This is a genomic window from Pseudomonas sp. GM55 (assembly GCF_000282395.1).
Lineage (GTDB): Bacteria > Pseudomonadota > Gammaproteobacteria > Pseudomonadales > Pseudomonadaceae > Aquipseudomonas > Aquipseudomonas fluorescens_CC.
In genome coordinates, this window is record NZ_AKJJ01000028.1 from 57170 (window position 1) to 71730 (window position 14561).

Annotated in this window: 11 protein-coding genes and 1 pseudogene; 9 read left to right on the forward strand and 3 right to left on the reverse strand. The window is 57.3% G+C overall.

Going from position 1 to position 14561, the window contains the following annotated elements; translation table 11 throughout:
- Window positions 1-170 precede the first annotated feature (170 nt).
- From PMI31_RS03830 to PMI31_RS03840, 3 genes are all read left to right on the forward strand, one after another.
- A complete protein-coding gene (locus tag PMI31_RS03830; RefSeq protein ID WP_008016361.1) occupies window positions 171-2258 on the forward strand; it encodes an AAA family ATPase in 2088 nt (695 codons plus the stop codon).
- Between the two features lie 93 nt (window positions 2259-2351).
- Window positions 2352-3365, forward strand: coding sequence for a helix-turn-helix transcriptional regulator (locus PMI31_RS03835; protein ID WP_008016362.1), 1014 nt, complete (start codon window positions 2352-2354; stop codon window positions 3363-3365).
- 65 nt (window positions 3366-3430) lie between these two features.
- Complete coding sequence (locus tag PMI31_RS03840) at window positions 3431-3967, forward strand: GIY-YIG nuclease family protein (RefSeq protein WP_008016363.1); 537 nt, start codon at window positions 3431-3433, stop codon at window positions 3965-3967.
- A 28-nt stretch (window positions 3968-3995) separates the two neighbouring features.
- Here the strand turns inward: PMI31_RS03840 and PMI31_RS29690 are convergent.
- From PMI31_RS29690 to PMI31_RS03855, 3 genes and pseudogenes are all read right to left on the reverse strand, one after another.
- A pseudogene (locus tag PMI31_RS29690) lies at window positions 3996-4747 on the reverse strand (SIR2 family NAD-dependent protein deacylase).
- Between the two features lie 236 nt (window positions 4748-4983).
- Window positions 4984-5241 (reverse strand): hypothetical protein, encoded by a 258-nt coding sequence (locus tag PMI31_RS03850; protein ID WP_008016365.1) that lies wholly within the window; start codon window positions 5239-5241, stop codon window positions 4984-4986.
- Window positions 5231-5872, reverse strand: coding sequence for a tetratricopeptide repeat protein (locus tag PMI31_RS03855; protein ID WP_008016366.1), 642 nt, complete (start codon window positions 5870-5872; stop codon window positions 5231-5233). The genes PMI31_RS03850 and PMI31_RS03855 overlap by 11 nt, the downstream gene beginning before the upstream one ends.
- A gap of 120 nt (window positions 5873-5992) precedes the next feature.
- On the opposite strand from PMI31_RS03855, the gene PMI31_RS31030 reads away from it, so the two are divergent.
- From PMI31_RS31030 to PMI31_RS03880, 6 genes are all read left to right on the forward strand, one after another.
- The gene (locus PMI31_RS31030; protein ID WP_008016367.1) at window positions 5993-6157 is read left to right on the forward strand and encodes a hypothetical protein; all 165 of its coding nucleotides are present in this window, start codon (window positions 5993-5995) and stop codon (window positions 6155-6157) included.
- A 389-nt stretch (window positions 6158-6546) separates the two neighbouring features.
- Window positions 6547-7197 carry a HEPN domain-containing protein gene (locus tag PMI31_RS03860; RefSeq protein WP_008016370.1) on the forward strand — a complete coding sequence of 217 codons (651 nt, stop codon included), beginning with the start codon at window positions 6547-6549 and terminating at the stop codon, window positions 7195-7197.
- 544 nt (window positions 7198-7741) lie between these two features.
- Complete coding sequence (locus tag PMI31_RS03865; RefSeq protein ID WP_238539267.1) at window positions 7742-10060, forward strand: PD-(D/E)XK nuclease family protein; 2319 nt, start codon at window positions 7742-7744, stop codon at window positions 10058-10060.
- A 2-nt stretch (window positions 10061-10062) separates the two neighbouring features.
- Window positions 10063-13248 (forward strand): UvrD-helicase domain-containing protein, encoded by a 3186-nt coding sequence (locus PMI31_RS03870; RefSeq protein ID WP_008016372.1) that lies wholly within the window; start codon window positions 10063-10065, stop codon window positions 13246-13248.
- 87 nt (window positions 13249-13335) lie between these two features.
- The gene (locus tag PMI31_RS03875) at window positions 13336-13635 is read left to right on the forward strand and encodes a hypothetical protein (protein ID WP_008016373.1); all 300 of its coding nucleotides are present in this window, start codon (window positions 13336-13338) and stop codon (window positions 13633-13635) included.
- A gap of 619 nt (window positions 13636-14254) precedes the next feature.
- The gene (locus PMI31_RS03880) at window positions 14255-14557 is read left to right on the forward strand and encodes a hypothetical protein (protein ID WP_008016374.1); all 303 of its coding nucleotides are present in this window, start codon (window positions 14255-14257) and stop codon (window positions 14555-14557) included.
- Window positions 14558-14561: the final 4 nt, after the last annotated feature.

Consider the following 14561-nt stretch of genomic DNA (forward strand, 5'->3'; position numbering starts at 1 on the left):
CAGCAATATCACCAGGCACCGACAAAATGCGTCGTCTGCAGTGATCTGGCATCTAGTGGCCACCGAGAGCGGCAGGCAATATGCCACCACTCAATACACACGACAACCACGACACATTCTGACCACTGCTAGCTCTACCCTGCCGCCTCCACAGCATCAGGAGATCAAGCATGGGAACCCGATTAATCCCTTTCGCACACGGCAGTCGCCGCGCCGTTGACACCTGTGCGCTCTCGCTGAAGTGGAGTTTCCAGCTGCTGCTGGACCTGGGGGGACATCGCACCTTTATCAGCCGACACGGCCTCAATGATGAGGATCTGGCTCATGAACTCGGTCTGGCCAAATGGATAGACGACGACAATTACAGTCCCGCACTTGCTCTGGCGACACTGCGCAAAGGTGCTCGTAGCTTCAACGCCGACCCTCTGCATGCGCCCTACCCGGACAGCCTGGCGACCAATCTTGAGGCAATGGGTGAATTGTTGGGTTTAGTCGACGCAGAGCTTCAGGTGCTCGGTTTTTGCGTACTAATGCACACCGATCCGACACTCAGTGATGCGACAGATCAGCTGGGAACGCTGGGGCTCAACCGTGCAATAAAAGTGCTGTCCGTACTATTGGGTCTGCCCCTGCCGGAGGTCGAGGCTTGCCTGGCGCATAACAGCGCACTGATGCGCACCGGACTGCTGGAAATAAGCAATAACCACCGTTCTGTCATGGCGTTGAGTTCGATGTTGTCGGTTAGCAACCCGGATCTGCCTGGCCTCCTGCGCTTCAGCAAAGGCACGCCACTGGAGCTGTTCGCCTATGCGTTCCGTTTGAGTCCACCCGGCAGCTTGAGCTGGGAACATTACAGTCATGTCCGACAGCCACTGATGATCGCCGAGCGTTACCTGAGCAAATCCTTGGCCCAGGGGCGTCAAGGCGTGAACATTCTGCTGTATGGACCGCCCGGTACCGGCAAGACTCAACTCAGTCGTCTGATCGCTAAAAACCTCGGCAGTGCTCTGTACGAAGTCGCCTGCACTGACAGCTATGGTGACCCGGTGTCCGCCAAGCAACGCCTGTGCTCACTGCGGGCGACCAACAGCGTGCTGCATTCTCAACGCGCCTTGCTCGTACTTGATGAGATCGAAGACATTTTTCAGACCGCCAGCGCAGACGCCGATAGTCGCTCGCAGAAAGGTTGGATCAATCGCATGCTGGAAGAAAATAAACTGCCGTGTTTCTGGCTGAGCAACAGCATAGAGGCTATCGACGCAGCCCATATCCGACGCTTCGATATGGTGATCGAGGTCCCCAACCCGCCACAGGCACAACGCAAGCGGATGCTGCGCGAGTGTGGCGGTGGCAAATTGAGCGATCAGTTGATCGAACATCTCAGCGCACACGAACGAATGACGCCTGCCGTGCTGGAGCGAGCAGTGCGGGTAGGACGCAGCGTGTCGCAGCGCGCCAGCAAGGCGTTGGATAACACCATTCGCTGCATCGTCGACGGCACTCTGAAAGCTCAAGGCTTCGAAAAACTTCAGCACACCGACAGCGCCTTGCCAGCTCTCTACTCTCCCGAGTGGATCAACGCCGACCTCCCATTGGTGGGACTGGTTGACGGTTTGCGCACTCATCCTCAGGCACGGTTGTGTTTCTATGGACCACCGGGCACGGGCAAAACCGCATTTGGCCACTGGCTGGCGCAAGAGTTGGGCAAGCCTTTGATGGTCAAGCGAGTCTCCGACCTCGTTTCCCCTTACATGGGAATGACTGAGCAGAACCTGGCGGGCGCCTTCGAGCTCGCGCAACGAGAAGACGCCATACTCCTGCTGGATGAGGTCGACAGTTTTTTGCAGGACCGGCGTAAGGCGCGGCAAAGCTGGGAGATCACAACCGTCAATGAAATGCTCACACAAATGGAGAGCTACCGAGGGTTGTTCATCGCCTCCACTAACCTGATCCGCGATCTGGATGAAGCCTCTCTGCGGCGCTTCGACCTGAAGGTGCACTTCGGCTACCTGGCAGCCACTCAGGTTCAGGCATTGTTTGCCGCACACCTGAAGGCACTGTCGCTCAAGGATCCACAAAACAAGGCTGCGACTCGCTTGCGGACCGAGGCATACCTGACTCCCGGTGACTTCGCAGCGGTTGCGCGCCGGGGGCGTTTCAAGCCATTCGCCAGTGCTGATGAGTTGGCAGGGGCACTGCTTGCCGAGTGTCGATTGAAGTCCACCGGGCAGCAGCGCCCCATCGGTTTCATACATTAACCAAACTAAAGGTTGCCGGGTTGTCGCCGATAGGCAGACAACCGGCTTACTAGAAAGCCAAAGGTCAGTTTCAACACTACAAGGATGAACCTCTTGCCTTCAGCCAAGACCCATACCGCGTTGAGTCGTCAATGGGAGCTGCTGCAACAGCTGCCCAAACGCGCCCCTGGTATCACCGTGAGTGAGTTGCTGACCCGCCTGACGGCCGCAGGCTACTCCATCAGCCGCCGCAGCATCGAGCGCGACCTGCGTGACCTGTCTCTGGTGTTTCCATTGCAGTGCAACGATGGTGGAACACCATTCGGTTGGTATTGGAAACCTGGCGTGAGCGTCGAATTGCAGGGCATAACTCTGACTGAAGCCGTCAGTCTGGCGCTGGTCGAAGATGCCGTGCGCCCGCTGCTTCCGGGCAGCATGTTGAGCGTGCTGGAACCGCGCTTCGAGCATGCCCGGCAAAAACTCAAGGGCCTCGAAGACGGTAACCCCGCCGCCCGCTGGCCCGACAAAGTTGCGAGCGTTCGGCCGGATTTCAATCTTCAGGCGCCGGAAATCCAGGCAGAAATCCTGGAGGCACTGCAACACGCCCTGATCAGCGAGCAGCAAGTTCACTGTCAGTATTACTCGGCACACACCGACAAGCTCAGTGAGCTGACTCTCAACCCCCTGGCGATTGTCCAGCGAGGGCTGATCACCTATCTGATCGCCACTGCCGCGCCGTATACAGATGTCCGTCAGTTCGCGGTTCATCGCTTTCGGGCGGTAACGGTGCTCGACACGCCATGCCAGGGGCTGGAGACGTTTGAACTGCAAACCTACCTGGCCACCGATGCCTTGCAGTTTGGCAAACCGGAGAAGATCCGACTCAAGGCTTGGGTAAGCGAACACCAGGCGAGGTTGATTCGAGAGACGCCGTTGAGCACGGACATGGCGCTGGAAGAAATGTCGGATGGTTTTCAGGTGCAGGCGACCGTCAACAATACGTGGCAATTGCACTGGTGGATTTTGTCGTTGGGCGACTCGTTGGTCGTGCAGGAACCAGCAGCACTGCGTCAGCAGGTAGGCGATACATTGCGCCGCGCCGCTGCGGCGTATGAGCCAGAAATTTAGCGTGCTACAAGCAACCGACGCGACCGGCCAATTTTTTGCTCGACTGCTCAACAAGGTAGAAACACATGCTCACACCCTCCACCCTGACCGACATCGCCAGCCATCTGCGTGATCTGGCCAGCTACGTCGAACGCACACCTATCGATAGCCTCCATGAGGTGTGCATTCCTTTCAGTGAAATCCGCAAAGACTATCCCGCTCAAGCGTTGGGAGCTCTGAAGACCTGGTCCTCTTCCAAAGCGCGCTACATCTATCAGTTTTCAGTCGAAGACGATGTATGCGAAGACCTCTATCTGGCATTTGCAGAGGCCAAGGACGCCCGGAAGAATGGTCGGGCCTATTGCCGCCTGAATCCTGTATCACGTCTGCTGTATGTCGGAAGCTCCGCCAATCTGGATGCGCGGATCAAGCAGCACTTGGGCTTCGGCAATAAAGGCACCTACGCCATGCAGCTGTGCCACTGGCTGCCAGAACGCGAGGGAATGTTGCGCATTCAAGCCTGGCGATTCAGCAAAGAGATCGACGGTGCCGTCGTCCAGGCGATAGAAGATGGTTTGTGGGCCTCGAACCGCCCCATGTTCGGCAGACAGGGCGCTCGTTAAGCCGTTCGCTGACCGTTGAAGACGCCCGCTACTCGTTAGCCTGAGCAAGCAATCGCGGCAGTATTTCTGCCGCTTTGCCGACGAGACTGAACTCCCTTTCTCCCTGGACCGATTCTCGCTGCAGGTTGACATGCACAACGACAGCGCCATGTTCCCTGGCGATCCGAGGAATTTCCGCCGCAGGCTGTACCCGTCCCGAAGTCCCCACCGAAAGCAGCAGATCGCAATCTCTGACAGCCGCCAGCGCTTCACGCCATGCCTGCTCCGGTAGCGACTCACCGAACCAGACCACACCCGGCCGGACCTTGCCGTTGCAATGTCGACAGCGAGGAGGCTCGATCCGCGTCCGTCTTCAGGTTCATTCATTTGATCCGTGGCCTGCTCATATGGCCGGGCACACGCAAAGCAGCGCGGCGAGTGAAGGCTACCGTGCAAATGAATCACTCCATGACAACCCGCACGCTCGTGCAGATCGTCGACATTCTGGGTAATGACCGTCAGCCTGGTGACTAGCCGGGCGAGCTCGGCAATAGCCAAATGGCCGGGATTCGGTTTGGCGGCAAGTACCTTGGAGCGTCGCCATTCATACCATCCCCACACCAGCGCCGGGTCGTTGCGGAAGGCATTCGCAGTAGCCAACGCAGCAGGATCAAAACGTTCCCACAAACCGGTCATGGCGTCGCGGAACGTCGGGATGCCGCTCTCTGCGGAAACGCCCGCGCCAGTAAATACGACCACATGGGACGCATCACGCAACCGTTGCCCCTGAAACCCGATCATGACTTGCTCCTATCTGCGTAACCGGGCAAACCATTCAGCCAACGTACGATCGATCAGATTGGCCGGTTGCAAGGTTAGCGCTTCGTTTCCACATTTCTCACATCGATCGCACCAGTCCCCCGGTCCAAGGGCATCGCTTGGGGGGGCGACCGTTTTCTTCCAGCCACATTTGCCACAGACAAATGTGAAGGGTCTTGGTCTTATGGGCATGTCACTACTCCTCTGTTACGGGCGCTTTACGCCACAGGCAGCAAGGCCTGCAGAATTTCCACCTTGCGCTGTAGCTGTTCCACATGAGCCTTTTCCGCTCGCAGCGCCGATTTGAGCTCGCGATTTTCCTCGGCATGCCAATTCGCGCGCGTTTGACGCTCCTGCGTCGTGACATGCCAATAGCTGAGTAAACGCCAGGTTTTGCCGCAGCGCGTGTACAGCGCAACCAGCACTGAAAGGATCAGCCCCAGCATCACCATCGATGCCCAACTCTCAAAACCCATGGCATTTTTCTCCTGTCGCAAATGCAGTTCCAGCAGCCAGCCGGTACCAGTGCGTGGCCTTGGCAAAGTCTGGCGCCTGGCCATCCATTCCTTTTTCATGCAAACGCCCAAGCGCTCGCGCCGCGCACATGACGCCGCGTTCATAGGCCTGTTCGTAGTAACTGGCCGCAAGGTCCTGGTTAACGCACATGCCCCGGCCGTACCAGGCTTGCTCGCCAAGATTGAATGCTGCCTCACCCGATCCCAGCACATACGCAAGCTTGAACAACCGCCGGGTGAGGACGCTATCGAAAGGGACGCGACGACCATTGATCCATAGCCAGCCGAGATCATTGAGCGCATTTGGGTTTGAGGCGAGCGCGTCATCGCGTAGCGAACGATACAGAATGCGCAGCAAAGCGGGATCGGCCATGGTGGCCAGGGGGCTCGCGGCCTTGATCGTGAGATAGGCAAGCTTGCCGTCGACAGGCGCTTTCAACACTCTCAAGGACGGCATGCCAATGTCTGCATCCGCAACGCAAGGCGATCGCGACTCGACAAACCGCATGCTCTCGGCATCGGGCAACAGGGCATCCAGAAACTGGAATACTTTTTCATCAGGGCTCATTCGGACAGCCTTCTGGTTGATCATTCGATAGGGCTCATTATCGAAATGACAACGACATTTTGTGTCGTACACGCATCTCGACACATCCTGTCGCGACTGATCACAACACTGAAGGCTCATCAACACTATCCAGAGCCAGCCCTCATGAAAACCTACAGCGCCTTCATGCAACGATCCATCGCCACTGCAGGCCCTCAGGCCAATTTCACCATCACCGTACAAGCCGTGAGTTCGGCCATGGCCAAGATCACTGCCGAGGCCCAGTATCCCGGTTACAAGTGCTTGAATGCTCCTACTCAGGTTCGCTGACGCTTCTCCATCTCGGCTTGCAATTGCAGCGTCAGCTCGCCGGGGCGCTGCACATGAGGACTCATGCCCCCCATTAATGCACCCAGCCTGGCCCCTACGGGCTGAACCAGAACCTGTCACGTGCGTATGGAAACTCCCTGGTCCGCGCGGGATTCAGCGCATCAGAAAATGCCCGTGCGGTCGATGTCGACGCATAGCCAAACGTACGAAAACCTCCTGGCGTGCCCTCCTGTGGATCCCTCCCCTCACAAGTGATAGCTTATCGCCACACCGTGCGAGAAAGCGCTGGACTGAGTATCCCCGAATGCTCAAGCCAAAGCCTAAGCCGCCGATACCGCCTCGATAGTCAAGGCCAAGCGGACATCCACTGCCCCAAGGAAACTCCTGGAATGGATTACCAGTCGCTCAAGACTCGCCACCGCAATGAACGCGACGCCCACCACCCCAACCTCGCCTTACGAATTCATCGAGCCCTGAGTTGGCTCAATCGCGCCGAGCAGGCGCAAGACGTCGACGGTTGTTTCATCTTCCTGTGGATCGCCTTCAACGCGGCCTATGCAACCGATATCGATGAACAGCATCGACTGTCCGAACAGGAAGCATTCAAGGCTTTTCTACAAAAACTCTGCGCTCTGGATAAAGAGCACTTGATCGAGAAGCTGGTGTGGTCGGAGTTTCCCGGCAGCATCCGCGCCTTACTGGATAACCCTTACGTCTTTCAGAGCTTTTGGGACTTCCAGAACGGCAAGATCACTGAAGCCATGTGGGAAGAGCGCCTGCGCAGCGGCAAACGCAGTGCACAGGCTGCATTGGCCAACCGCGATACAGCGAAAGTGTTGGGGGTAATGTTCAACCGCATCTATACCCTGCGTAACCAACTGATGCACGGTGGCGCCACTTGGGACGGTAGCGTCAATCGCAGCCAGTTGCGCGATTGCGCCAAATTGCTCGGCAAGCTGGTGCCGCTGGTGATCCTGCTCATGCTCGATAATCCGAAAACACTTTGGGGCGATGCCTGCTACCCGGTGGTCAAGACGTAGTGCGCTTTTTTGTCCTCCACGTTCCTGCTACACCATGACAACTTCGTACCCACAGCCAGAAGTCGCAAATATGGCGAGAACAGCGCCTTCGCTGACGCAAGTGTCGACCACGACGCAATCCGTCGCACCTCGTTTGTACGGTAGCTGCCAGCCGCTAAATGAGTTCCGTCTTTAGGTCGCTACAACGACTCACCAATAGCGGTGTGTTGAACCCTCATCGTTCACAAGGAGCGTCAACGTGTCTGAAATGCTCATCACGTTCGGTATGCAACTCGATGGTCAACGGGCAACCCGGGCGAGCAATCAACTGGGCGCTTTGACGGTCGGACCACAGGGGTTTCTGGATGTTCTGGAAACTCAATTGGGCCTGACAGCACACCGGCCTTGCGCAGCGCAGCGTACAGCGGCGTATCGGGATTGCCTGGCACACTGCAACAACGCACAGCGTTTCTACAACGCCAGTTTTTCCACCGATGAGCTGGGTGTTTCCGCTGCATTGCTGGCTTGGCGAGATTACTTGTATCTGTACGGTTGGGGTGGGCGCGTGGAGGCAGATGCCAGCCAGCGCCTAAAGGACCTTACCGAGGTAGAGATGAAAGCCCGCGAGGTAGTCGCGCCTTCGATTGGGCAACGCCTGCACAATGTTGCCGCGGCTCTGGCTGTGCGGCGACCACCGATCAAGAATGTGCTGCTGACTGACGATTGGGAGGTATACCCACTTGGTTGGCAAGCGGTGCTGCATCACCTCCCACACGAACGCCTCGAGGTGCCCTTGGGCACGGCGCAAGGCTTCCTGGGCCAGTTGCAGACGCAACTGCGCAAGAGCATTGCCGGTGAGCGCGTGACACCAATGCCGTGGCAAGAGGACGGCACGGTAAAGGTCGTTCAGGCACAGACTCGAGTGTTGGCGGCGAGCTGGTTGAGCCGCTCGCTGGATGAACGCGTGCAGACCTTGCTGGTAGCCGGTGCTGAAGGCGGCTGCCTTGATGGTTATTTGGTCGGTGCAAACCAGGCTCGCCATGGCCTAAATGGCAGCAGCGATTTGCGGCCGGCCCTGCAGGTATTGCCTTTAGCAATGGAGTTGATTTGGGCGCCAATGAATTACCCGGCGCTATTACAGTTTCTGACCCATCCGATATGCCCGATTCGACTGTTTGCCCGTCGACAGTTGGCGACCAAGGTATCGAGTATGCCGGGTATTGTCGGAGCCGAATGGGAGGCAGTCCTGGAGCGCATCGCAGAACACTACGGTGCCGAAGCGCCTCGTGTTCGGACATCCATTGGCGACTGGCTCGAAGCTTCCACGTTCAGTGTTGATGAAGGCGCGCCGCTGAGCGAAGTGCTGGTGCGTGTCCAGCGCTTGATGGCGTTCTTTCAACCGCGCCTGGGCCACGAAGAACCCGCACACAGTCTGGCTGCCCGGGCGGGTTATGCGCAGTGCGAAGCTGCTTTGGAAACACTAGAGACGCTTCAACTTCAAGGCGTCGAGCGGTTGCGTGCGCGGCAGTTGCAGCAGGTGATCGAACAGGCCACTGCGAGTGGCACGGATAATCCGTTACTGGCCGCCCAGGTTGGCGCTCATTTGACCGTTTCCCGCCCGGGGGCCGCCATTGAGAACTCGGACACAGTAGTGTGGTGGAATCTGGCCATGCCGGCACTGCCTGCCATTTCGCCGTGGTCCAAGGCGGAACTGCTGCAACTCGCAAATGCAGGAGTGGCGCTGCCCGACGGTGGAACGCTGCTGGCTCAAGCGGCCCAAGACTGGCTACGGCCTTTGCTGGTCGCGAACCGCAATCTAACGCTGGTGCTGGCGCCGCCACACGAGGAAAGTCATCCACTTTGGCAGATGATCGAAGCGGTTGTGCAGTATCCAAAGGTACACGTGCTGGAGGACCTTCTGCTTGCGCCAAGCCCACTCTGCCACCCTCGACTGTCGAGCCCCCTACCGGTGCGCAAGCGCTGGTGGAAGCTGCCCGCAGACGTGCCACTGACTCTACCGGAAAAAGCCTCTTTCTCGAGTCTCAACCTGCTGCTGTTCAACCCTTACCAATGGTTGCTGCAATACGGAGCCAAGATTCAGACCTCCAAGAGTCTCAGCCTGAGCGACAGTTTTCTTCTGAACGGTTCGCTTGCTCACCGTTTGGCTGAACACTTTTTCAGCAGAACCGACGCGTTGACCATGGACGCAGCAGACTTCGCCGCATGGTTCTCGATTCATTTCCCGCGCGTGGTGCGTGAAGAAGGGGCAGTGCTGTTGATGGAGGGGCGCGGTGCCGATCTGTCGACCCTGCGCCACCGAGTGTTGCGTGCAATGACCCAGCTGCGAGTGCACTTTGCCAATGCCAATGTCCATGCCGTAACCGCAGAGCAGGTGTTGGATGGGCAATTCGCTGGAGGCGCTCTGGCGGGCTCTGCCGACCTGGTGCTGACCACAGAAGACGGGCATCGAGCCATCGTCGACATGAAGTGGGCCGGGGGCAAAAAATACCCCGAACAACTCAAGGCGAACCGCCATTTGCAACTGGCGATTTATGCCGAGTTGCTTCGTCAGGAGACCGGCTCATTGCCGTCGGTGGCGTACTTCATTCTGGAGTCCGCCCGCCTGCTGACACCAGATGACCGCGTATTTGCCGACTCTGAGCGGGTGCCCGCCAATCCACCAAGCACCACGCCCGAACTTTGGCTGAGCTTTATCGAGGCCTGGAAATGGCGACAGGCGCAAATCACTGCGGGCCTCTATGAAGTGGCGCTGGAAAGCATTGAAGAGGATGAGGCTTCGACACCGCCCGAGAAAGCAATGCCAATGGAATACCTCAAGGAAGCCTACAACGACTACCTGGCCCTGGCCGGATGGGAGCAATGACAATGCCTAAGAACGCGCACATCACTTTTATCAGCGCAGGCGCCGGCAGCGGAAAAACTCACCGGCTCACAGAGATTCTGCACCAGGAATTGCTCAGTCAGCAGGTCCAACCTGCAGGCGTTATTGCCACCACCTTCACACGAAAAGCGGCGGCCGAACTTCGCGAGCGAGTACGCAGCCATTTGCTCAAAAAAGGTGAGATTGGCTTGGCGACCTCTATGGGGCAGGCCCGGATAGGCACCGTCAACAGCGTTTGCGGCCAATTGCTTGAGCGCTTCGCATTTGAAGCAGGCATGCCACCACAACAGCGAGTACTGGAAGAGAATCAGGCGAAAGTGCTGCTCAATCAGGCGGTAGACCGGGTCCTGCATGGTGAAAGCATGGACACGTTCCTTGCCATCGCACGCCGCCTGGGCTTGGAAGTCACCCATCAACAGGGCGACTATGCGAGCAATAACTGGCTCGATGAACTGCGCCGACTGTTAGATCAACTACGCACCAACGACATCGACCTCGATCTGGCTCGTGGCTTTGCTGTCCGCAATGCCGAGGACATGCTTGAGCATTTCCCCACCGCAACCAAAACCGACTTGAGTGGTCAGCTCCTAGGTATTATTCCCGATGCGCTCGCTCAACTGGTCGCCGCTGATAGCGACAAAAAAGTAACGGCTGACTATGTATCCCTGCTCATGGATTTCCACCGTGAGCTACTGCAAGGCAACGCGCGCTGGAGTGCCTGGGCAAAGTTGGCCAAATCAGCCCCGGAAGCCAAGCTCAAGCCTTTGGTTGCAAGCCTGACCGAAACGGTCGAGCGCTACACCGAACACCCAGACTTGCATCGCGATATCACGGTGTATCTGGAACAGGTGTTCACCTTGGCCATTGATGCATTGCACGTGTACGGCCAGAGCAAACTTGAGCTCGGCGTGCTGGACTTTGCCGACCAGGAACACGCATTGCTGAAACTGCTGGACAACCCCGCCGTGATTCAGGTGCTGGAGCATGAACTTGACCTGGTCATGGTTGACGAGTTCCAGGACACCAGTCCTATGCAGTTGGCGATTTTCCTGAAGCTTTCTCGCCTTGCTAAACGAGTTTACTGGGTAGGCGATATCAAGCAGGCCATTTATGGCTTTCGTGGTAGCGATTGTGCATTGATGCAGGCCATCCTGAACGCCTTGCCCGAACTGGGTGGAGAGAAACAGGTGTTGCCCAACTCATGGCGCTCACGACCGGAGTTGGTCGAACTGGCCAACGAAGTATTCAGTCAGGCGTTCGCCAACAACTTGCCGCCCGAGGAAGTCCGGCTGTTACCCACCCGCGAAGATCAGTTGCCTGGGCCCGCCTTCACCAACTGGTTACTCGATGGCAGCAACGCCGAGCAGCAGGTGAGTGCGTTGGCTGAAGGGATTGACCAACTGGTGAACAGTCGGCATCAGATATTCGATAAAGCCACCAAAGAAATCCGTGACGTCCGGTTGGGCGATATCACTGTACTTTGCTACTCCCACAGCAACGTCGCGAAAGTGGCTGCCGCCCTTGCCGCCGCAGGCATGCCCTGCTCCACCGCTCAGCCGGGATTGCTGTCTACCGCAGAAGCAACCCTGGCGCTAGCGTGCTTGCGTCGCTTGAATGATCCCTCCGATACACTGGCTACCGCGCAGATTGTCTCGCTGGCTGAGGCCGAAGAGCCAGAGAGTTGGGTTGCGGAACGCCTGCGTTACTTGAATGCGGGTCATCCAAAAGCGATGTGGCGCGAGCAAGACGTCGACGATTATCGGGCGCACCCCTTGGTTGCGGCAGTGGCGCGGCTGCGCGCTGACCTACCATTGCTGACGCCTGTGGAAGCGTTGCAGCGTTTAATCGCTGAGTGTGACTTACCCTCGCGCGTCACGAGTTGGTCGACCTCGCCAGCACAGGCTCAAAAGCGCATGGCCAACCTCGACGCAATAATCGACTTGGCGCAGCAATATGAGGACCTCTGCCGAAATGGGCTGGGAGCTGCATCTATCTCCGGGCTGGTGCTCTGGTTGGGCGAAACGGCCAGCGCCAACAATGATGCATTGGCCACACCGGCTTTGGACGCCGTTCAGGTGATGACCCACCACGCCAGCAAAGGTCTCGAATGGCCGGTCGTCATCCTGATGGATTTGGCTCGCGATATTGGCGACCGGTTATGGTCGGTCTCGGCGCACTCCAATAGCGCGTTCGATCCGCACAAACCATTGCACGACCGCTTCATCCGCTACTGGCCTTGGCCTCTAGGCAAACAGCAGAAGGTCCCGCTGGCCGAAAAGTTCGAGCAAACCAGCCTGGCCCAAACGTGCCGAGAAGAAGCTGTTGAAGAAGCAAAACGCCTGCTCTACGTGAGCATGACCCGTGCCCGCGACCTGCTGGTGATTGCACGCTCCGGCAAAAAAATAACCGGACAGTGGCTCGACTGCGTCCAGGCTCCATGGCTGATGACAATCCCAGGCGAGCAGGTTCTACGCTTACCCAGCGGAAAAACGCTGCCGGCCGACTGTCGAACACTGACCGCCGGCAATGCGTCAGAACCTATCGCAGTTGTCGTGCAAAATCTGCATTGGTTTTCCCCACTGATAGTTGCCGAGCCCCGTATGCAACTGAGCTTTCATCCGTCCAGTAGCGTCATCCGATCGGTGACAGGCGCCGGCGAAAAATGCCAAATCGGCACCCGCATTGCCTTGCAGGGCAGCCCGGAAATGAGCGCATTGGGAAACGCGATTCACGCCAGCTTGTGCCTTTCGTTTACAGATCCAAAACGTCCCATCGTCCTGGACGAAGTGCAGAGCTTGTTGCTCGGGCACGGAGTGCACGAGCATGTAAGCGCCAGCCAAGTTATGAGCCAGCTGTTTGCGTTGCATTCCTGGATCGAGTCCCGGTGGCCGCAGGCTAAAGCCATGGCCGAGTACCCGGTGCAACAGTTACTCACCTCGGGGCAGGTACTGAATGGACGCGTCGACCTGCTGCTGGATACAAAAGAGGGATGGGTACTGATTGACCATAAATCCAATCCTTCTCCCGAGGCACAGTGGGAGCGGCTGGCCGAGGAGCATGCAGGCCAACTTGACGCGTATGCCCAAGCGATTGAGGCGGCATCTGGTCGGCCGGTAAATGAAGCGTGGATCTTCCTGCCTACGGCGGCCGGCTCCGTTCGGGTTTTCTAGCTGTAAGAGTGTTTGCGCACTTGTGTTAAACGATCAATCACGGCGGCCGGGTTTCTCTTCGGCCGCTGACATTCTAAGGAAAAATGCATGACGTTGTATGAGTCAATCTTGTTGGAAGTGCGCAATGGCGTACTGAGCAACCCCTTTGAAGTTCAGGAACTGACCTCGGAGCGTCGCCAGGTGATGTGTCTTGTGAACAAGGAGCTTGTTGAAAAGTACCGGATAGGTTTCGATTTTTTCATGAAGTCGGCGATTGGTACGACCATCGCCAACAAAGCCAGTGACGGAAAGACCGGTGCAGGTGGAAACAGTGTCAGCAATGGCGCCAAGGCCCAATACCTGCGGGTAGCGCCCGGCGTCTATAAGGTACTGGAGCCTGCCCAGTAAATACCAGACAGTGCTTCAAATCCGCAAGTAGCCCAGCAATCGTATCAGTTTCGCCACGGCCATTTCCCTGGCCGTGGGTTGCTCCATGCATACAGCCTCACTTCCACAACGCGGGCAAACCGCTGGGCAGTCCTCGTACCTCAACATGTCGCTGTTCGGGATAACCGTGGCTCCATCACCTACATCTGATCTGGTGATCAAGGAGCTCGACCTGACTTAAAGGAGGCCTTAGGGGTTGCTGCTTCACTTGGATAGGGCTCGAAATATGGCAACCGTCAGTTCCGCCAACGCCACTGACCACATGCGCCAGATCATGAGTCGTCGCGAAAATTGCTGGGAGGCTCCGCTGGAGTGCGTGTTCCGGAGAATGGATACCGAACGTGGGCTACATGACGGGCTAGAATGCTGAATGGGACATCCAGCCATCAACTAATGCATCGATACAATTGGATTCGGCCCATCAATCCAATGACGGACTGACACCTGCTCCGTTAGAGAAAAAACTTAACGTCGTGTCCGAGATTAGTTGGCTACTACAGATTGAGTGAAGCTCTAAATACAAACCGATGCAGGCTAAACGTAAGGTATAATTTTGCCAAACTCATAGCTAAGACCCCCCATGAAACTCCTCAACACCTATGACGACCGTGACGACGCCGAAAGCGCTGCCGAGAAGCTAGCCGGAGACAAGCGCCTGGCTAGCGAGCGCGACTCTACCGTAGTCATCTATAACCTGTTCGGCATCCCCAACTGGAGCAATTTCTATCGTTTGGGCATGTACAACCTAGATGAGCTGAAGACGCTACTAGATCGCCGGGCTGGTTGGCAGGTTGTCGATCAAAGTAGACATGCCGAGATCATCGCCACGCTGATGATCGTGGCCAAAAACTACACGATCGAAGTACCAGGGCACTGGCTGTAGGGCC